The 21380-nt window shown below is 38.3% G+C and carries 16 protein-coding genes; 11 read left to right on the forward strand and 5 right to left on the reverse strand.

Annotated features, from left to right (window positions below):
• Nucleotide 1: 1 nt before the first annotated feature.
• Nucleotides 2-868: a patatin-like phospholipase family protein gene (locus JWG40_RS02670; protein ID WP_205284331.1), complete on the forward strand. Its 867-nt coding sequence runs from the start codon at nucleotides 2-4 to the stop codon at nucleotides 866-868.
• Nucleotides 869-876: 8 nt separating this feature from the next.
• Nucleotides 877-2802, forward strand: coding sequence for a hybrid sensor histidine kinase/response regulator (locus tag JWG40_RS02675; protein WP_205284332.1), 1926 nt, complete (start codon nucleotides 877-879; stop codon nucleotides 2800-2802).
• Here the strand turns inward: JWG40_RS02675 and JWG40_RS02680 are convergent, their stop codons facing one another.
• A complete protein-coding gene (locus JWG40_RS02680; protein WP_205284333.1) occupies nucleotides 2803-4845 on the reverse strand; it encodes a SpoIIE family protein phosphatase in 2043 nt (680 codons plus the stop codon).
• Between the two features lie 116 nt (nucleotides 4846-4961).
• On the opposite strand from JWG40_RS02680, the gene JWG40_RS02685 reads away from it, so the two are divergent.
• Together JWG40_RS02685 and JWG40_RS02690 are read left to right on the forward strand one after the other, a co-directional pair.
• Nucleotides 4962-7349 carry an ATP-dependent Clp protease ATP-binding subunit gene (locus tag JWG40_RS02685; RefSeq protein WP_205284334.1) on the forward strand — a complete coding sequence of 796 codons (2388 nt, stop codon included), beginning with the start codon at nucleotides 4962-4964 and terminating at the stop codon, nucleotides 7347-7349.
• Nucleotides 7350-7464: 115 nt separating this feature from the next.
• On the forward strand, nucleotides 7465-8292 hold the full coding sequence (locus JWG40_RS02690) for an aldo/keto reductase (RefSeq protein ID WP_205284335.1): 828 nt from the start codon (nucleotides 7465-7467) through the stop codon (nucleotides 8290-8292).
• A 37-nt stretch (nucleotides 8293-8329) separates the two neighbouring features.
• Here JWG40_RS02690 and JWG40_RS02695 read toward each other — a convergent pair whose 3' ends face one another.
• Both JWG40_RS02695 and recA read right to left on the reverse strand, forming a co-directional pair.
• Nucleotides 8330-9373 (reverse strand): hypothetical protein, encoded by a 1044-nt coding sequence (locus tag JWG40_RS02695; protein ID WP_205284336.1) that lies wholly within the window; start codon nucleotides 9371-9373, stop codon nucleotides 8330-8332.
• Between the two features lie 180 nt (nucleotides 9374-9553).
• Nucleotides 9554-10717, reverse strand: a complete 1164-nt coding sequence (gene recA, locus JWG40_RS02700; RefSeq protein ID WP_002988250.1) for a recombinase RecA — start codon at nucleotides 10715-10717, stop codon at nucleotides 9554-9556.
• A gap of 301 nt (nucleotides 10718-11018) precedes the next feature.
• Between recA and xerA the strand changes: the two genes are divergently transcribed.
• From xerA to JWG40_RS02725, 5 genes are all read left to right on the forward strand, one after another.
• Nucleotides 11019-11954: a site-specific tyrosine recombinase/integron integrase gene (gene xerA, locus JWG40_RS02705; RefSeq protein WP_205284337.1), complete on the forward strand. Its 936-nt coding sequence runs from the start codon at nucleotides 11019-11021 to the stop codon at nucleotides 11952-11954.
• Between the two features lie 216 nt (nucleotides 11955-12170).
• Nucleotides 12171-12860, forward strand: a complete 690-nt coding sequence (locus JWG40_RS02710; protein WP_205284338.1) for a TetR/AcrR family transcriptional regulator — start codon at nucleotides 12171-12173, stop codon at nucleotides 12858-12860.
• Nucleotides 12861-12910: 50 nt separating this feature from the next.
• A complete protein-coding gene (locus JWG40_RS02715) occupies nucleotides 12911-14353 on the forward strand; it encodes a nitrilase-related carbon-nitrogen hydrolase (RefSeq protein WP_205284492.1) in 1443 nt (480 codons plus the stop codon).
• Nucleotides 14354-14502: 149 nt separating this feature from the next.
• The gene (locus JWG40_RS02720) at nucleotides 14503-16659 is read left to right on the forward strand and encodes a PAS domain S-box protein (protein ID WP_205284339.1); all 2157 of its coding nucleotides are present in this window, start codon (nucleotides 14503-14505) and stop codon (nucleotides 16657-16659) included.
• 93 nt (nucleotides 16660-16752) lie between these two features.
• Nucleotides 16753-17532 carry a lysophospholipid acyltransferase family protein gene (locus tag JWG40_RS02725; RefSeq protein ID WP_205284340.1) on the forward strand — a complete coding sequence of 260 codons (780 nt, stop codon included), beginning with the start codon at nucleotides 16753-16755 and terminating at the stop codon, nucleotides 17530-17532.
• Nucleotides 17533-17556: 24 nt separating this feature from the next.
• Here the strand turns inward: JWG40_RS02725 and JWG40_RS02730 are convergent, their stop codons facing one another.
• Together JWG40_RS02730 and JWG40_RS02735 are read right to left on the reverse strand one after the other, a co-directional pair.
• On the reverse strand, nucleotides 17557-18045 hold the full coding sequence (locus tag JWG40_RS02730) for an SRPBCC family protein (RefSeq protein WP_205284341.1): 489 nt from the start codon (nucleotides 18043-18045) through the stop codon (nucleotides 17557-17559).
• Complete coding sequence (locus JWG40_RS02735; protein ID WP_205284342.1) at nucleotides 18042-18380, reverse strand: ArsR/SmtB family transcription factor; 339 nt, start codon at nucleotides 18378-18380, stop codon at nucleotides 18042-18044. The genes JWG40_RS02730 and JWG40_RS02735 overlap by 4 nt, the downstream gene beginning before the upstream one ends.
• A 118-nt stretch (nucleotides 18381-18498) precedes the next feature.
• On the opposite strand from JWG40_RS02735, the gene JWG40_RS02740 reads away from it, so the two are divergent.
• Together JWG40_RS02740 and JWG40_RS02745 are read left to right on the forward strand one after the other, a co-directional pair.
• Nucleotides 18499-19785 carry a chloride channel protein gene (locus tag JWG40_RS02740; protein WP_205284493.1) on the forward strand — a complete coding sequence of 429 codons (1287 nt, stop codon included), beginning with the start codon at nucleotides 18499-18501 and terminating at the stop codon, nucleotides 19783-19785.
• 276 nt (nucleotides 19786-20061) lie between these two features.
• Entirely contained in the window at nucleotides 20062-21192 is a 1131-nt protein-coding gene (locus tag JWG40_RS02745; protein ID WP_205284343.1) for a FecR family protein, read from the forward strand.
• Nucleotides 21193-21380: the final 188 nt, after the last annotated feature.

Below are 21380 nucleotides of genomic sequence, written 5' to 3' on the forward strand. Positions count from 1 at the left end.
TATGATAGAACTCTTCTTCCCTAAAAAGTATTCTGCCCTTTGTTTAAAATCTGCCTTTTTTGGTTTTTTTGCCCACACTGGATTTGTGCGTGGGCTACAAGAAATTGGTTTCAAACCATCCGTGGTTACAGGTTCTAGTTCGGGTGCTATGATCGGTGCCTTGTTTGCAACGGGTCGCGAGATGGTGGAATTTGAAGCTTTAGTTTTGGGATTACAAAAGAAAGATTTTTGGGAAGGAAATTCTCTGACTATGCTTGGTCGATTGTTACGAAAGGGACTGAATGGTTACAGTGGGGTTTTGACAGGAAAGGCTACCCGTAAGATTTTGTATCCTTACCTTGGGAATAAAAAATTTTCTGACCTGCCCATCAAACTAGGAATTGCTGTTTCTAATCTTTCCAAAAATAAACGCGAATTGATTACCGAAGGAAACGTTCTCGATGCGGTAATGGCTTCGATTGCCTTCCCCTTTTTATATGAAGTTCAAGAATTCCAAGGCCAAGAGTTTTTAGATGGCGGCATCGGAGATGGCGAACCAATCAAAGAACTGATTTTGGATCCAAGTATTGATCGAATAGTCATTCACCAGGTGAATAACCACAGGCCCGTAAGTCGAAATACCATGAAACGTGCATTAGATGCTTCCGTCCAAATTATTGAATCGGAAACAGAGGACTTAAAATCTTTACTAGCAAAAGAAAAAGGAAAAAAACTAATCCGATTGGAAACAAACACTCCCTATTTATCTCCGAATGACTTTTCTAAAGGTAAGTTTGCACTTGCGGAAGGGAGAGGAACCGCCTACCGCAACAAGGCAGAGATTTTAGGTGATTTGGAATTACCTGTATTTAATTTTTTTAATCAGTAACTAAGCCAATGGACATTCAAAAGAAACTCAATGTTTTGATTGTTGAAGATTCTCTTGCTTCTTATAAGGCTATAGTATCTGTACTTCAAAATTTTGGGTTTTCTATTTTTGCAGAAAGAGCCGAATGGAAATCTGAATTTGAGCAAAGAATCAAAGACGAAACTTGGGACATTGTTATTTCTGATTTTTACCTTCCCGATTTTGATGGTCGATATGTAATCACTAGAGTCAAAGAAATCTATCCCGATTTGCCAGTGATTTTAATCACAGAATTTCTTCCAGAAGAAGCCGCTTCTGAATTTCTTAAGTTAGGTGCGGCAGAATTTTTGCCTAAGTCATCTATTATTAAATTACCGTTTGTTGTGAATCGAGAGTTAGAAGCTTACCGATTGAAAGTTTCTCAAAAAAAAGCTTGGGATATGTTGGTTCACGGGGAAGAACTTTTGACCCGTTCGCAAAAAATTTCTCACCTCGGTCATTTCGAAGTTATTTTTCCCGAAAACAATACCTTATGGTCTTTGGAATTATATCGAATTTTAGGTTTTGACTTCGGAGAAATTCCCCTCATGGATAAGGTGTGGTCACTTTTAGAGGAAGCAGAACATGATCATATAAAGGTCGTATGGGAGGATCTTCTAAAAGATAATCATTCCAAAGAAATGATTGTTACTTTGAATACTAAGGTTGGAAGAAAAAAAGTTAATCTTTGGTTGGAGGCAGAGAGGTTCGAAGATTCGAGGTTTCGCATATTTGGAACCATTCATGATATATCCGATCTTTCTGAACTAGAACATTCAATAGAACTCAACGAACAGTTGTTTAAAGGCATTTTTAATAATTCATCACAAGCAATTTTTCTTTTGGACCTACAGGGTCACGTGATTCGTATGAATCGTAATGCTGTATTGTCTTTTGAACGAGATGAAACGGATGTTCAAGGTTTGGAATTAATTCGTTCAATTTTTTCAAATTCTGATCAAGAATCGATAAAAAAATTAACCTATGGAATGAAACTTGCGTTGAAAAACCAAAGTTTCGAAGTTTTTGTGAGTTATAGTTTGTCCGACGGAAGAGAAAAATACTTTGATTGTGACTTTTATTCGCTTACAGATCCTTCTGGGAAAATTTTATATATCGTACTCGAGGCAAAGGATATTACTGAAAAAATTGTATTGGAAAGAGCATACGCGCAGTCGCAAAAATTGGAAGCACTTGGAACATTTGCCGGTGGGATTGCCCATGACTTTAACAATCTTCTCACACCTATGTTGGCTTATGTTTCTTATTTGAATGCGGAATGGTCTAGGAACGAAACAAACGAAGCGATCCAAAAGTCTTTACCTGCCATTGAAGGAATTTCAAAATCTTTAGATAGAGCTAAAAATTTAATCCAACAGATCTTAACCTATTCTAAAATTGATAATTCTATATCCAAACAACTAGACCTTCGAGAACATCTTTTACAAGTTTTAAAAGAAGTGAGGGTAGTATCCTCCAATCAAATCGTATTGTTTACTGATTTAGGCAACGAACCTGCTTATGTGAATGCAGATCCAATTCAGATTTTTCAAATTCTTTCCAATCTATATGAAAATGCTGTCTTTGCGTTGCAAGAAACTCCGAATCCAAAAATTACAATTTCTCTATCAAGAGTTTTATATGAAAAGTCTGAGTTACTACATGTGGGTTTTATGAAGAACACGGAGTATTGGAAATTGGGTTTTACTGATAATGGTTCTGGAATATCTCCCGATATTGTCGAAAAAATCTTCGATCCTTTTTTTACCACTAAAGGTGGCAAAGGAACGGGACTTGGACTTCCCATCATATATGGAATTATGGTAAAGATGGGTGGGACAATTCTTGTGAATTCAAGTCTTGACAAAGGAACTGTGTTCGATTTATATTTTCCCGCTTGGAGGACGATGCTTTAATCAATTGACAATTTCTTTTTCTAAAGAAATTGCCAATATTGTAATGTCATCGTCAGAGCGTTTTGACTTTTGAAATTTTTCCACTTCGGTGATGACATGATCACAGATAGTCTGTGGATCATTCTTAGCCAAAGTTTGCAGTAAGTTAAAAAATCGTTCTTCACCAAATAACTCTCCAGTGGTTGCATTTCTTGCTTCAATCACACCATCAGTAAATAATACTAACGTTCCTGAATTGGGAAGGGGAAGTGTTTTCTCAATCATCTGTGATTCAATGTACTCATTGATTGCTCTTCCATACGTAGTCAAATGTTCTAGATTCCCATTTCGGTCTAGGTAAATCATGGGATGGTGTCCGGCATTAGCAATCTTCATGATTTGGTTTTCGGGATGTAAATAGACAAAAAAAGCACTTAAAAAATGCCCCGAAAGGGAACTGAGTAAGGATAAACGAATTCGTTCCGCAGCATAAGCTGGTCGATCCAAGGAATCGTCCCAAATCTGTAAGGAAACTTTGGTCATGGATGCAATCATTGCTGCCGGAATTCCATGTCCAGAAACATCACATAAAAACAAACCAATCTCATGATCTTTTACAATGATTTGCACAAAATCGCCGCCTATATCGGATGCTGGTGAATAACGAAATCCTAAAGCATGGCCGTTGGCATGGGTTCGTTTTTTGGGCAAAAGACCGTTTTGTAGTTTTTGCGCAATTTTCAATTGTAAGTCAATTTCCTGTTTCTCTTCTGTTGCCTTTCTGTAATCAGATACTTTTAAAACTAAGGCCATAGATAAAAAGAAAACTTCTATGGCTGAACCTAATGGAAGCGAGTAAGAGGACAAATGAATTGGTCGAATCAATCCTTGGACTGTTAGGGAGTTTAAGGCACCTCCGATAAGAATAGAGCCGAAAGCAAATAAGAAGAGAATTACTTCTAGTTTCTTTTTGCTTTTGAAAAAAGCCATCATAGAAATCGATAGCGCAAGGGTTATCGGAATAATAACAAGTGTTACGCCTAATTGAATAAAGTTTCTAAGTTCTAAGAAAAATATTGAAAATATTAAAGAAATAAATAAGAGAATAAATCCTTTTGTTAGTTTAGTTGCTTTTGGAAAATTTTTTTCGGTCTCTAGAAATTCGATGGTGAATAAGAGTCCAAATACGGAAGTCAAATAGATAGTGATTGGGAAAAGATAATTTTTCCATGTATGAGAATTCCCAAGCTCTATATACTGCATAAACCCAGTGGAAAAAGAATTGATTAAGAGAACTGTTGCTAAGTAAAAGAAATAAAAGAAAAATTTCCTGTAACGTAAGGTATGTGCTAAAAACAAACTAAACAGAAACATCATAAATCCCGCACCAAAGTAGGCGGCAAAAAATATATCCTGTCGTTTGGAAAAAGCGATAAAACTTCTTGAGTTATAAATTGAGACAAAATTGAAGATTGGGTTGGCCGAACTTATCTTTACATAGATGGTTCTCGTTTCATCTGGTGATAGTGTGATCGGGAAAGCGGGAATATGAGAATAAATGGGTTTATTTTTTTGGAGAACTTGTTCTCCCGACCATTGAGTCATCCAATTTCCTTTCACTTGCGCATGGAGTTCAAAAACATCTACCACTGGGCTTGAGAAGTGTAAAAAGAATGTATGGGGTAAGTCTCCATAGTGGATCAGTGTGATCCTTATCCACAAAGGATCTTTTAGGCGAGGAAAAGAAATCGTCGCTTTGGGATTGGGCCTCCAGATGGTGTCCTCTCGCAAAATCCGATCTAAGCTCGATTCTCTTTCGGGAACCACCACATATTCAAAATACTTTCCAATGTCCCGGTAGTTTTTGGATTCTTCTATGGATAAGGGATAAGACTGAAGGGAAGAATTCAAAACTAAGCTACTTACCAGAAGAAAAAGACAAACAAAGAAATTTCTCCCAAGAAACGCTGTTTTCTTCTTTTCTCGATTCTTTTCCGAGTCTGCAGTCCTCCCTAGAGAAAAAGCAGGGGAAAAAGGGAAAAAAGAAAGCCAGTTTCGAAGCATTCGCACTATCATAGGACGAGGATTGGAGAGAGAAAGTGATTTTCCTTAAAAAAACTTGTAAGAAGAACGAAGAATTGGCAGTCTAACGATCAGAGTGCTAAAATAGGGGAAAAGCTATGAAACAGTATGATTCCAACGTCCAAGGAGCTTTGGACATTGCGCAAACGGAAGCGATGAGAAGACAAAATACAGAAATCACTCCTTACCATTTGGTCTGGGGGTTTATGACTCTGCCGACTTCAGTTTCGGGAAAAACATTAATTAAATATAAATCTACCGTGGATGAATTTTTAAAGAAGCATGCGCGGGCATCTGGAGAGATTCCTTTCGATTCGCTCAGAACTTCTCCAAAACTGGCCCAGTGGTTCACTATGGCATCGTCAAGGGCAGCAGAAAATGGACGGGAGGAATTGAAAGAAGCAGACTTCTTGAAGTTTTTACCACAAGTGTTACCAGAATTAAAAATCAATTATGAGGACTTACAAGTAAAGGAAACGGATGAAGAGGTTCCCAATTTTCTTGTGAATTTGAATGATTTGGCTCGCGAAGGAAAACTCGATCCTGTCATTGGGAGGAGTAAAGAAATCCGTTCTGTGATGGAAATTTTAGGCCGACGGTCAAAAAACAATCCTGTGTTAGTCGGTAGTGCGGGTGTTGGAAAAACAGCCATAGTGGAAGGCCTTGCCGAACAAATCGTTAAGGGACGTGTCCCCGATGTATTAAAAGGAAAAACAATTTATTCTTTGGATATGGGTCAACTCATGGCAGGAACAAAATACCGTGGTGAGTTTGAAGAAAAGTTAACAGCTATGCTTCGTTATATCAAAGGCCAATCAGGAGAAGCAGTTCTTTTCATTGATGAAATCCATCAATTGGTAGGTGCAGGAAAAACAGACGGAGCCATGGATGCTGCCAATCTTTTGAAGCCGGCTCTTGCTCGGGGAGAATTACATTGTATTGGAGCCACCACCCAAGATGAATTTCAAAAGTATATTTTAGGTGACCAAGCATTAGAAAGAAGATTCCGTGCGGTTCCCGTAAACGAACCAAGTAAGGAGGATGCGATTGAAATCCTTATGGGAATTCGTGATAAACATGAAATCCACCATGGGATAAAAATTTCCGATGAAGCCATCTATGCCTCGGTGCTTTTATCAGACCAGTACATCACTGATAAATTTTTACCAGATAAAGCTATTGACTTAGTCGATGAAGCGGCCTCTGCCTTAAAACTTTCTGCAGAAGCAATGCCTACAGAACTTGTGGAACTAGAGAGCGAAATTCGCTCTAAAAAAATCTATGCCCAAGTGGAAAAGAAAAACGAAGAGATCTTAAAGGAAATTGAGGGACTAGAAAAAAAATTCCAAAAAGGAAAGGAAGTTTGGGAAAAGGAAGTCAATTCTTTGAAACAAATTGCTTCGATTAAAAATAAAATGGATCGAGTGAAGTTTGATTTGGATGCAGCGCAACAAAGAGCCGATTATACAGAAGCATCAAGGTTAAAATATGCAGTTTTACCTGAACTAGAAAAAGAATTAGGAAACTTTCAAAACAGTTGGATTTTAGAAAGAAATCATATAGCAGCTGTGATCGCTAGGCAAACAGGAATTCCTGCAGACAAGATTTTGAAAACAAAACAAGACAATCTCCTCCATTTGGAAGATGACCTCAATACAGTAGTTTATGGGCAAAAAGAATCCATTCGCGAGATTGCTGATACGTTACTCACATCCTATGCAGGAATATCTTCTGAGTCTAGGCCCCTTGGATCTTTTTTACTAAAAGGACCGACTGGAGTGGGTAAAACAGAAACCGCCAAAGCGATTGCAAAATTTTTATTCGATCAAGAAACTAATTTGGTTCGTTTGGATCTCAGCGAGTATTCTGAAAAACATTCTGTTGCCAAATTGATTGGTGCGCCGGCGGGATACGTTGGTTATGAAGAAGGGGGAATCCTCACAGAAGCAATTCGAAGGAAACCATATTCAGTGGTTCTTTTTGATGAAGTGGAAAAGGCACATCCCGATTTTTCCGATATCCTACTCCAGATTCTGGACGAAGGTAGATTGACGGACAATAAAGGTAGAACGATTAACTTTAAAAATACGATCTTAATCCTGACAACAAATTCTAAAAATATAGAAGCGGATTTCAAACCAGAGGTACTAGGAAGGTTAGATGCCATTTTGACCTATCATTCGTTAGATTCTTCCATTATGGAAAAACTAATCGAAAAACAACTCAGGCAGTTGAATGAAAGGTTAAAAGTGAAAGGGATTGTGATTGAACTTTCGGAAAGTACGGAACACATTCTCAGAGAACAAGGATTTGATCCAAAATTTGGAGCAAGGCCTTTGGGCAGTGTTTTTAACCGAGTTGTCAACCGACCTTTGGCAAAAGAAATTTTATCGGGAACCATCGGTGAAGGTAGGTTTCGAGCTGATTGGAACGGAGAACAATTACAATTTGCAGTCATTCCGGAAACAGTCGGATCAAAACGATAAGTTTTACTGATTTGGCGAAATTGTAGGATCAAGACAAAATTTTTTAGATTTTAACCAAGAGACACACGACTATAGTTCAACTATGGTTGTGTGTCTTTAGTCTAACGATTACTTTATGTCAAATCTTAAGATCACATCCACCTTAGAATCCAACCAATCGATCTCCGTTCCTCAGTTGGGACTTGGTGTTTGGAAATCCCGACCCAAAGAATGTTTGGAAGCTGTCAAATCAGCTTTGTCACTGGGTTACCGGCATATTGACACCGCAGCTATTTATGGTAACGAAGCCGATGTTGGGACTGCCATCAAAGAGAGTGGAGTGAGCCGCAACGATATATTTCTCGTTACAAAACTTTGGAACGCTGACCAAGGGTATGATACCGCCTTACGTGCGATAGATGTATCATTGAAGAAATTAGGGACAGATTATGTAGATATGTATCTGATTCATTTTCCCGTTTCTGGAAAACGGAATGAATCTTGGAAAGCTTTAGAAAAAATAAAAGCAGAAGGCAAGGCAAAATCCATAGGTGTCAGTAATTTTATGGTACCCCATCTTGAGGAACTTTTAAAAGAAACGGGAACGGTTCCTGCGATGAACCAAGTGGAATACCATCCCTTTTTACAAGACACAAAACTAAAAGAATATTGTATCCAAAAAGGAATTTTACTCGAAGCCTATAGTCCGCTTGCTCATGGACAAAAGTTGGAAGACTCCCGTATCACAAAACTAGCGAATCAATATAAAAAATCAAATGCGCAAATTTTGATTCGTTGGTCTTTGCAAGCAGGCCATGTAGTCATTCCAAAATCAAAAAATCCAGAACGCATTCGAGAGAATGCGGATGTATATGATTTTGTTTTATCAGAAGCAGATATGAAGGAAATTGCTGGTTGGAATGAAGATTTTCGAACTTGTTGGGATCCCACTACTGTAGAGTAATGGAAATCCCAATTCTAATCTCGATCTTAGACTTTTTTTATTTCTTTTCGAAGACGAGGACAGCCGACTGACGGTTGTCCTTAGTACCTAAATAACCATAACCAAAAGGAAAAGGTAAGGCTGTATCATTTGTCATCTCACTAAGATTTTTCAGTTCTGGTTGGACGTCAGGGACAACTGCCCCAGATAAATTCCAAGATTTTTCATACCTTCCAAAAATTTGCCGTTTCCAGCTCTCTTCTGGAAAAAACCGAATCGGAAAACCGGACTCATCTTGAACTACAAATTCTGCATTTTTTAGCAGGAGATCACGGAATAATTTTCTTTTTTCCCCATGAAATAAATACTCCGCTGATTTTGTGAAAATTCCTACTTTCCCTAGTTCTGAAAAATATTCGTATAATCCGTCACGAGCAACCCCTTCGTTACCAATTAAGAATATTTTAAAGTAAGTTAGTGTTTCATGTTTTTTTAGTTTAGTGTCATAGAGTGAGATTGTGAATCCTTTATAAGTAATTCCTTTCCCAACGATTTCTTCTTCTTTGGAATCTAGGATTTCTTTTCCCATTCGTCGAAGAAAGGCAACAAAAACAGGATAGGCGCCGTTTAATTCCTTTTTTTTAGTTTCTTCCTTCATTTTTCGGTAAGTGAAATAGTTTCTTCCCGCTAAGTGATCCGACAGGTTTCTAATTCCTTGTTTTACGATTTGTTTTTCTTTATCAGTTAGCGACGTATACTGGTTGGGATAACCTGGATCTTCCAAGCCGAATAACACATAACGATCACAATCGGGATAAAACGAAAATAGATTCAAAACATCGATTCCACTAAAAGGATAAATGACTGTTTTGACTTTGGGCCTGTAATTTTTTCCTTTGAGATATTGAATGATTGTATCCTTTCTCTTTGTTAGTTGATTCCAACTGAGATCCATTTCCTTTTTATGGAGTGGATCGGTTTCACTTAGTCCTGCCCATTCATCGTAAACTTCTGTTTCACGGTATGCAGTTTCTGTTTTTTTTTCTTGGATTTGGCATTGGAGGGAAAAAATAAATAGGAAGAGAATGATTTTTTTTGTCATAAGATTCGGAAGGTATCAGGGCCAATCTGTAAGAAGACCGTTTCCAGACATCCTTTTTCATAGAAGGACTTCGATTTTTCTTTGTGTAAGCGGAATTCGCTTCGTTTGATTTGGCAAAAAAAAACCGGCCCGGGAAACCCCGAACCGGTCAATGGTTCCTAAAAAGAAAGCCGTGTTTGTCTATTCTCCGACAGCAACATCTCCGTCTGCTTCGGTGGAGAAACTAACTGGTTGTTTTGATTTTGTTTCTTTAGTTTCTTTCGGATCCCTTTCAATGGATTTCACTTCTCTTGTTTGGATCTTTGCTTGGTCCACAAGAGGAAGTCCATTGAGGTCTCGCACTTGGTTTTCAATTTTGAATGCAATGTCTGGGTTTTCGAGAAAGAAAAGTCTGACTTGTTCTTTTCCTTGTCCAATCTTCTCTCCACCATAGGAATACCAAGAACCTGCTTTTCCAACGAGGTCATGGCGAACGGCAAGATCAATGAGAGAACTTTCTTTGTTGATACCGGTGGCATACATGATATCAAACTCGGCTTGGCGGAAAGGTGGAGCACATTTGTTTTTCACCACTTTCACGCGAACTCGGTTTCCCACAGGTTCTTCTTTTTCTTTCAGAGTCTCAATACGACGGATGTCCAAACGGATCGAAGCATAGAATTTTAAGGCGTTCCCACCCGTAGTGGTTTCTGGACTTCCAAACATCACACCGATTTTCATACGGATCTGGTTGATAAAGATAACCGTGGTATTGGATTTAGAAATGGTTCCTGTGAGTTTTCTGAGGGCTTGGGACATGAGCCGGGCTTGCAAACCCATATGGGAATCTCCCATATCACCTTCGATTTCCGCTTTCGGAACGAGAGCGGCAACCGAATCGATGACAATGAGATCAATCGCATTAGAGCGAACCAAGGATTCACAAATTTCGAGAGCTTCTTCCCCATTATCCGGTTGGGCTACTAGAAGGTCGTCGACGTTCACGCCCAGTTTTTTGGCGTAAGAAGGATCGAGGGCATGTTCCGCATCGATAAAGGCGGCAATCCCACCTTTTTTTTGCGTTTCTGCGATCGCAGAAAGCGTGAGTGTTGTTTTACCAGAAGACTCTGGTCCATAAATTTCTAGAATTCTTCCGGAAGGAAACCCGCCTATCCCCAAGGCGATGTCTAGATCCAAAGAACCTGTGGATACTACGTTCATTTCTGACATACGTGTATCGGCGCCAAGGCGCATAATGGAACCTTTACCAAATTGTTTTTCGATTTGGCCTAGGGCAGCGTCAATGGCCTGCTTTCTTTGGTCGGTTTCTTTTTCTTGAGCCTTGTCAGCTTTCTCTTTTTTCATGAATCAAACGTTCTCCTAAAATCGGTGTTCCGAAAGACTAGGTAGGGGAATAAGCCGGATGGTTTTAAAAAACTTACCTGACCGACTCTTTCAAGGATGAACCCATCCCTTCCGAATTCCACTCTTTTTCTCTTCCAGATTGACTCCAGTATGCATGAGACCTGGGACAAATGAGACGAGGGAGGGAATTTTTTCTGGATTATGTCTTTTTTTTCCGTTTTCAACACTAAACAAAATGTAAGTACTTGTATAGTATTTTTTTGCCCTAGGAGAAAGAAAACTTTGCCGATATTCTTTCTGTATGACCCTGCCAGCTCTTGAAGTCCAAATCCCCGACCATTTCCCACAAGCCATGGCTGAACTCTTTCGCAGTTACCGGACTTATTTAAAGATAGAAAAAAATTATTCGGAACATACTCTTTTTGCCTATCTGCGTGATTTGAAATTTTTCTTTGAGTTTTGTTTGAAAGAAGAAATCGATATCTTGACAGTCGATGTTTTGGATGTGCGGGCCTACTTTGCAGATTTGAAAGCAACAAAGAAACAAGACAAACGAACCCAGAGTCGTAAACTATCTTCACTGCGCACTTTTTATAAGTTTTTATTCCGAGAAGAGAAAATTGGAGCCAATCCCATCTTGCAGGTAAGTTTTCCGAAAACCAAAAAGAAGTTACCTAAAAATTTTACACAAATTGAAACGGAAGACATTTTGGATTACGAAGATGGAGAGAAAGCAGAAGTTTTAGGTAAACGAGACAAAGCCATTGTAGAAGTATTGTATAGCACGGGGCTACGTGTGTTTGAGTTAGTGAATGCTAAGTTAGGTGATCTAAATCATGAATTAACTTCCCTAAAAGTAATGGGGAAACGACGTAAAGAACGTTTTGTCTTTATTGGTGACGAAGCACAAGTTGCGTTAAGAGAGTATTTAGAAGAAAGGGGCACCGCAGGCCCTGAAGAAATTTTCCTTAACCAACGTGGTGGAAAATTAACAACCCGAGGGATTCGTTATATTTTATCCGAACGTAGAGTGGTGATGGGAATGGAAAAAGCTATCACTCCGCATAAATTTAGACATACCTTCGCTACCGATTTATTGAATGCGGGAGCCGATATTCGCGCGGTACAGGAATTACTCGGTCATGCTTCTTTGTCGTCTACCCAGATATATTTAAGCGTATCAAGGGACCGTTTGAAGGAAGTGTATCGGAATGCACATCCTCATGCGAAGAAATAGGGATTGGATTTAGTTTCCGCGCGGATATAATCTCCCCGCCCTGAATTGGGTGGGGAACTAGACCCGCCACCCAATGGCTTCCTTCTATCACAAAGCCACATTTTAAGAAACTAAATTCCTTATTTTCGTCAAAAATTTTCTTATAAGTTCATAGTTTGGACTGTTTTATGAAATAATTAAAGTTGACTATAAAAATATTGTTAGCTATAATTATGTATGCCTCAGGGTTTTGATAAACATTCGGATCCACTGATTTCCTTTCCACTGAAAGAAATCAAATTTGCTAAAACTCGAACCAATTTAACCTTTGCCTTCCTAAAAGAACTAGAGTTAAAATCATTTGAAGAAATCAAAATCAAAGAACTCTGCCGAATAGCTGAGGTATCAGAACCAACCTTTTATAATTATTTTCCAGAGAAGGGTGATTTGATCCTGCATTATATCCAAATTTGGAGTTTACAGGTCTCGGTGTTTGCTCTTGAGAAAAAATTGTCCGGATCTGGACTTGGGATGCTTTCTGCCTTATTTCGTTATACTGCAAAGGAATCCAAAAAAAACCCGAGAATCCTTCTGGAAATCATATCCTTTCAGGCGAAAACTCGTAAATCCTTACAACAACAAAAACTCACAAAAGCCGAACGAGCGTTACTCTTTCCTAAGATCGTTGGTATTGAAGATTTGGATGCTGATGGGGTCGAAGGAATCATCCGGAAGGCATTATCTGTCGCTGCCAAAAATGGGGAACTCCCAACATCTACTGATTGGAAATTTTTTTCTATGGCAATCGCATCTTGTTTTTTTGGAGTTCCCATTCTCTCTTTTCAGTTGAACCAAAACTTAGAAAAACTTTGGCTTAATTCTCTGTATTATTTGTGGAGAGGAGCTGGTGGAAAAATAAAAGAATGAAATTTATTAATAATAAGTAAATTAAGATATATTTATATAAGGGAATTATGATAAAATTTTTAGATCAAAAGTGGTTTTTGTTATGTCTTGGTGGGGTTTTTCTTGGCTTTACAGGGATGAATTGGAACATACCTATCTTTGCTTGGATAACCCTTATTCCTTTTTTACGTTACATTCGATTAGGGTATTCCATTCGAACACTACTGATTGCACTTATTTTAATTCAAATTGCATCCACCATGCGGATTGTTTCGGAACCATTTCACATTGGGATAGCTATCCTCTCGGGTATCCAAGGTGGTATTGTATTTACTTTCCTACTTTGGATTTGGAACCAAGGTAGGAAAAGATTCCCCAAACAGATTTCATCTAGTTTAAGTTTTGCCTTTTTATTCACCATTGTGGAGTGGGTGGGTGGTTATGGATCCGAGTTAGGTGTTTGGGGGATGTTTGCTAATAGTCAAATCAACAATTTGATTTTGATACAATCTGCCTCCTTATTTGGAGCCACGGGGATTAGTTTTCTTATTTATTTAGTGAACGTAAGTATCGATCAATCCTTATCTGAATATATTTCTGAATCTAAAATCTCAAAGTCTTCACAATTTTCTTTATTCACCTGTTCTTTACTTTTAGTGGGATTGTCTTTTTATGGAACAGTTCGTCTTACCATTCCCATCGAAGGAAATTCCATTAAAGTAGGAACTGTAACTTCCAAAATGGAAATCCAAACCATTTGGTTGGATCCTGACCAGAATCAAAAGAATACCGACCTTATTTTCCAAAGAACCCAACAGGCAGCAGAGGAGGGTGCGAAGGTAGTTGTTTGGAATGAAGGAGCTGTAATGATCCATCCTAAGGATGAAGATTCGTTTTTAAAAAAAGTATCTGCTTTAGCTAAAGAAAGTGAAATCGAAGTGATTGCTGCCTATATTGTCCCACTCAAAGAAAAAGATTTCTTTATGGAAAACAAATTGCATTGGATCGGAAAGGACGGATCCACTCGCCAAATTTATTTCAAACAATTCATTCCACCAGGTGAGCCAGTTTCCCATAACCCTTCCGAAATCAGAGTCATTACAACCGAATGGGGAAAGATGTCTGTAGCTATCTGTTATGATTTTGATAGCCTCCAACTAACAAAAACACATTCTGATTTAGGAACAGGAATCACTTTTATTCCTGCTTCTGACTGGAAGGGAATCAATCCTTTCCATACCGAAATGGCGGTCCTTCGTGGAATCGAAAATGGAACTTCCATCGTTCGCTCTACCCGTGGGGCTCTTTCGGGAGTTTATGATGCTTATGGTCGTGCCAAAGGAACACTCGATTATTACGAGGAAAATGATGGAGTTCTCGTCGCTTCTGTACCAACAACCGCCGTTCCTACACTCTATAGTAAGTTAGGGAATTGGATGGTTGGTTTGGGATTTCTCTATTTCATCGTTTTGGGTCTGTCCATTTTTGTGTATGTACTAAAAAACAGGAACTAACAGAGATTTGTGTAACAGAGAGGGATTTAAAGTAAATTTTAATATTAGAAAAATTCTAAATATTTGGTTGAATTAAATTTCATTTTTGGCATCATTTGTAGTCTGTGAATTCCCAATGCCCCCGTGTTGGAGTTCTCAAAGGATGTTTGATGACTTTAGTCGCTGATAAATCCATTTTGTTAGTTGAAGATGAAGCGATTCTCGCCATGTTTGAGAAAAACCAATTGGAGCAGGGGGGATATGTTGTAACCCATGTAACCAATGGAGAAAATGCCATCCAACTCATCATTCTTGAGGGTAAACCCTTCGATCTCATCCTAATGGATATCGATTTGGGGCGAGGATTGGATGGAACGCAAACTGCTACAGAAATATTAAATCATAAAGAAATTCCAGTTGTTTTTCTCTCTTCTCATACAGAAAGAGAGATCGTAAAAAAAACAGAAACGATCACATCCTATGGTTATGTAGTAAAAAACTCCGGGTTTACTGTACTTGATGCTTCCATCAAGATGGCATTCAAACTTTTTGAAGCAAACGAACTAACCAAAAGCAAAAAAGAACATTTAGAAACCGTATTACATTCGATAGGTGACGGAGTCATTGCCACGGATAGCGATGGTAAAATTATTCGTATGAATCCCATTGCTGAGAAATTAACAGGTTGGACACATGATGAAGCGGTTGGACTTACGATAAGCGATGTATTCAAAATTGTGAATGTAAAAACACGTAGTTTGGTGGAAAATCCAGTAGATATAGTACTGCGAACCAATTCTATTGTTGGCCTTGCCAATCATACAGTCCTTCTTTCTAAGGATGGAGCCGAATATCAAATTTCTGATTCAGGATCTCCCATAAAAGATCTGAATGGAGATACAAAAGGAGTTGTGCTCGTTTTTCGAGATATTACGGCAGAATACAATGTCCAAAGTCAAATTGCTAAACAAGCCAATATGTTAAATAATGTATTGGATGCTGTTATCGGAACGGATTTTAATCATACAATTAATTATTGGAACAAAGCTGCAGAGAAAATTTACCTTTGGAAAGCGGAAGAAGTGATGGGAAAATCCGTTTTAGAAGTTTTAAAAACAGACTATCTACAACTGACTAGCGATCAAGTGATTGAAAAAGTTAATTTGGAAGGTAGTTTTATTGGTGAAGTGGTTAAGTTTGCAAAAGACGGAAGTCTCCGTAACATCGAAATCAACCAAGTACTTTTGAATGATGAAAGTGATTTACCTATTGGTTATATTACTGTCGGTAGAGATATTTCCGAACGTTTGAATGCTATGAATCGTATTCGCGAATCGGAGGCTAAACTCACACAAATCATTGAATCTGCAATGGATGCAATCATCAGCATTGACCAATCCAAAAAAATCATTCTCTTCAATGGTGCTGCTGAAAAAATGTTTGGATACCAATCCACGGATGTAATCGGCCAAGGTTTAGATCGTTTGATCCCTATGGATTTCCGTAGCCAACATGACAGCCATATCGATTCGTTTTCTAAAACGGGTGTGAGTCGAAGGGCCATGGGTGCTCTCGGTGAGATCCGAGGTCTTCGTTCCAATGGGGAGGAGTTCCCAATTGAAGCTTCTATTTCTCAGATTTCTGTGAAGGGAGAAAAATTATATACGGTAATTTTAAGAGATGTAAGTGTCCGCAATTTTTCCGAATCCAAAATTCAAAAGTTATTACACGAAAAGGAAAATATACTCAAAGAGATCCACCACCGCGTAAAAAACAATATGAGTTCCATCTTTACCTTGTTAACTCTTCAAGCAAGGTCTCAGAGTGAAACTCCCATTCAGACCATTCTCTATGAGGCTGCGGGACGAGTTAAAAGTATGATTGTTTTATACGATAAATTATATCATTCTGAAACAGACAATACTGTATCTTTACAAGATTATTTCCCGGCTATCTTTAACGAAATTGTCAGTATCTTCCCGAAAAATGTAGAAGTGAAGATGGATATCCTCGAAGAACCAATCGAGCTAAACGCAAAACTTCTTTCTTCTTTAGGTATCATTTTGAACGAACTCATCACCAATTCAATGAAACATGCCTTCAACGAAATCACTAATGCTGAGATCGGTTTAAAAATCTTTCGTGAAGGTAAAAAACTATATTTAGAATATTCTGACAATGGAGTCGGAATTCCTGAATCCATTTCCTTGGAACACTCGCCAGGGTTTGGTCTCCAATTGATTGGTATGCTTGTGGATCAAATTGAAGGTAAAATTAGCATCGTTAGAAATCCATCTTCTAAATTTCTTTTAGAACTGACTGTTTGATCCATTTTTCGATATCTTTAAAAATATTTAGATTTTAAGACAGTTCAGTCGAATTCTTGTTTACCAGACTCAGGTGTGAGTTCCTATTCTCACATGGGCCAACTCCAATTCTATGTTGTATTATGTTATGCAATTCCAATCCTTGTGATTCTATTTCCCATCGGACTTTCTTTCTCTTATATTTTCAAAATTACTGGCCTTGATCGATGGTCCAATCGCATCAATAATTATCTTGGTTATTTTTGGTATCGTTCTTTTTTCTTACTCACTGGTAGAACGTTACATTTTGAACAGGGGAATTGGGATCCCAATGGCAATAATCGTTTTTTAATTTGTAACCATACCAATGCAATGGAAGTTCCCTTAATCGTAGCTCTTCCTTATTTGTCCAAATCTAAAGATGTAAAATTATCTTATTTAGGTGGAGATATCATTCAAAGATATAAAATCATTCCTCTCATGATGCACAAAACAATTGTGGAGGCTGTAATTTATTCTGAAAAAAAACCAAATTTCAGAAACTTCAAAACAGATGTGCTTAAGGTTTTAAAAACAAGATCAATATTTTTATATCCAGAAGGGGAGAGAACTTTTACCGAAGAAGTCAAACCTTTCCAAACAGGGGTGATGAAAATTGCCTATAAATTTCATGTGGATTTGGACGTTTTTGTTGTGAGCGGAATGATGGGTTATTCTGATCTTGAAGAATATTCCCATTTAAAAAAATCAAAAACTGTGTATTTCCATTTTTGCGGATCTATCAAAGCCAAAGACTATTCTACTTTTGAAACCTATTTAGCTGCAGCCGAAACTTTGATGAAAGATAAAAAAAAGGAAATTGAAGCCCTCGAAAGGTCCGCTGTTCCTGTATAGCAGCGAACCTTTGTTTGCTTACTCTTATTTAGGTAAGGTTTTGGTATAGGCTACCAGTTGGTCGAGGGCAGTTCCCCATCCATCCATAAATCCCATTTCCTCGTGTTGTTTTTTCGTTTCTGGGTCTTTGTGTTTTGCTATGGCCTTATACTTGGTCGCACTGCCCAGACTCTCCATTGTGACAAAGGCAGTCATAAAACTATTCCCCGAAGGTCGATACCCAGGAAGTAAACTATCGGTAAAAACAAGTTTCTTTAAAGGAACAACTTCCAGAAAACATCCGTTATTTGGAAAATGTTTCCCTTCCGGTGATTCCATCATTGTGTAAAACTCTCCACCGGGTTGTAAATTGATTCTACAATCAATGGTTTTCCACGGAGCGGGTGTAAACCAATGCATTAATTGTTCTGGTTTTGTCCACGCGTTCCAAACCAATTCCACTGGCACGTCTACAATTCTCTCTAACATCAAGTCCAATTCGGGATTGAATGTTTCTTTCGATTCGTTACTCATATTTTTTTCCCCTTTGTTTTTAATAAGAATGAGTCCAATTGATTCAGTCTTGTTTCCCATAATGATTTTTGAACCTGCAACCAAGATTCCATGACTGAAAATGGATTTTGATTGAGATAACAGATTCGCACCCTACCTACCTTTTCGGTGTAGATCAGTTGAGCAGATTCTAAAATATCTAAATGTTGCATAAAGGAAGGCATTGCCATAGAAAAAGGGGCAGCCAAATCACTAACACTTGCCGGACCCATACCCAGTCGTTCAATGACTTGCCGTCTTGTTGGGTCAGACAAGGCCTGCAAAACAACATCAATATTGTAGGATCTTTTTACCATATTGGCATAATATCAGATTATGATACTTAGGTCAACACCTAAGTATTGGATTTTAGCGATTTTGAAAAGTTGGTTTTCGTAAGAGAATTGATTCTATTTGATGGATAGGTAGATGACAATGGAATTCCCACCAAACGAGGAAATTAGTTCCAATTCTTTTGAAATTTTCCACCTACTTAATTTTCTTAGATGGACAGCCATCATTGTATTGGTTGCATTGTTTGTTGGATCTGCCTCTGCACTCTTTTTAGTTGCATTGGATTCGGTAACCGAAATTCGAGAATCAAAACCTTGGTTTGTTTATTTTCTTCCTCTCGCTGGATTTGGAATTGGATGGTTTTATTTTCATTATGGAAAGAATGTTCATAAGGGAAATAATTTGTTATTAGAAGAAATTCATTCGCCCACCTCCATCATTCCGATTCGAATGGCTCCTTTTGTTTTTTTCGGAACACTCATCACTCATCTTTTTGGTGGATCTGCAGGAAGGGAAGGGACGGCAGTGCAAATGGGCGGATCTATCTCCCACCAATTGGTTCGTCTGTTCGGTTTAAATCCGAAGGAACAACAAATATTGATTATACTAGGTATGAGCGCAGGATTTGCCTCTGTATTTGGAACTCCCTTTGCTTCCGCTATTTTTTCTATTGAGGTGATTCGGGTAGGAAGCTATCGTTGGAAATTGTTTTTTCCTTCCTTAGTTACAGCCTATTTATCGCACTTAGTTTGTTTGGCCTGGGGAGTTAGTCATTCTCATTATCCAACAATTCCATTCGATGTTAGTGTAACAGTTATTCTTTGTTTGGTGGTTATTGCAATTTCTTCTGGATGGATTGCCAAATTATTTAGTTGGCTTGTACATAAACTATCGGAATGGTTTTCTCGATGGATAAAGTATCCTCCCTTACGACCTTTGTTTGGAGGTAGCATTCTTGTTGTTTTATTTTTGATTGGACTGAAACCTTTTTATTTTGGTTTAGGACTTCCGACCATTCAAACTGCCTTTATCGAATCTTTGCCATGGGAATCTTTTCTTTTTAAGTTACTCCTCACTGCCATTACGATTGGTTCTGGTTTTAAGGGAGGGGAGGTGACCCCCCTATTTTTTATCGGTGCCAGTTTGGGAAATATTTTTGGATATTTTGACCCAGCTCACCTAACACTTTTTGTTGGGATTGGCTTTATTTCTGTATTTGCGGGAGCCAGTAATACACCACTTGCTTCTGCGATTATGGGAATGGAATTGTTCGGCTGGGAGTCGGGAATCTTTTTCTTTTTCGCCTCTCTCATCTCCTACGTTTGTTCCGGCCACAGTAGTATCTACTCTTCCCAAAGGATAGGCAGGGCTAAATTTTTTAGTCCTGCTTCCCATGTTGGAAAAAAAATTTCCGAGCTGAAGGAATAGTTTGAAAAGGGTTTTCCTTAGTATTCCTTTCTTTTTCAGAATCCCATGTTAGGGACTTGGGTTTTACCTACCCCCTTTGCTAAGTTATAGTAGGAGCGGTAAACTCTTGTTTATTGGCCTAATTCTGATTGCTTCGGTTACATTCTTGTGTCAATTTCTATGGTTCCGAGCAAAATTTGCTTTAATTTCCTGAAAAATAGATTTTGTTTTTACAGAATTGAAAATGGAATTATTCTGAGTTGTTTCTCTTATTACGGGGATCAGTTGGAAAAAAATATGAAAACTACAATTACATTACTTACCATCTTCTTATTATCATTACAATGCAATCGGTTCCAATTTGGATCGAATCAAACAAACGACCAAACTGCCGGTGCCGTTATCACTTTCCTACAAGGAGATATAATCATTACTTCGCAAGGAAAGGAATCCAAGGCAAAGATCGGTGACGTGGTCCGCCCTGGAGATCGAGTCCTTACCAAATTAGGCAGGGTGGATTTACAAACTTTTAGAGGGGAGGTGATCCGCATCAAAGACAATTCCGATGTTTTGTTTCGAGACATTTCTGGGGAAAACCGACCGAATACAGACATCCATTTGTGGGCAGGAAACCTTCTCGTAAAATCAGTAAAACTAAAATCGGGACAAAACCTATCCGTCACATCTCCGACCATGGTCGCTGGAGTTCGCGGGACGGTATTTTCTTTTGAATTAGAAAAAGGATCTGTACCTAAAGTTAAAGTATATGAAGGAGCAGTTGCTGTTGTTTTTAAAACTTCTCCTAAGTTAGTTGAGATCAATGAAGGACTTTCTATCGAAAATTACAATCGTTTGGTGAAGACCTTAGAAGAAAATGAAGTGGTTTTAGAGCCGGGAGAACGATTGGAAGTAAATCCTAATTTAAACGAACTTGTGTATTTGATTAATGCGAAAGTTGCTGCCAATGCGCTCACTGACGAACAATTGGCAGGTTTTACCGATTTTGATAGTGGACTCACCAAAGCAGAAAGTATCGTTTCTCCCCAAGAGAAAGCAGAAGCTGATACTCTTGTTTCCATAGCTCCCGAAACAGTCCAAAAACAAATCGAATCACGAAATAATGGATCGGAAGCTGCCGTTGCCACCATTGAAAAAGAACACGAAGAAAAAAGATCGGAAGCATTGAACAAAATTGCATCGGATGCAGTAAAGACGGGTTTGGACAATGAGGAAGAAATTCACAACCATTACAGTGTTCTAGAGACGATTCACAAATCCAATGGAGATGTGCTTTCTGGTGCCGTAGTGGCGCAATTAGGTGATATTTTTATTGTTCACTCCACGAAAGGTGTATTCCAATTAGCAGTGGATGATATTGAATATGTTGAGTATAAGAACTTTAAAGTGAAAACTAAGCTTAAGAAATAATTAAGACAGAAAACTTTTACAAAAGAACTCTTAGGTTCGAAAAATAAAATCGAAACCAAAAAACAAAGGGGATTTGCCATTGCAGATCCCTTGCTTTTTATTCGGTTACTTTGTCAATAAATAACGGCGATCACCTTATTGGATTTATATCCGAAACTAGGGTTTACCTCCCTGACATTGGTTCTGTT

This window comes from Leptospira abararensis (genome assembly GCF_016918735.1).
GTDB lineage: Bacteria > Spirochaetota > Leptospiria > Leptospirales > Leptospiraceae > Leptospira_A > Leptospira_A abararensis.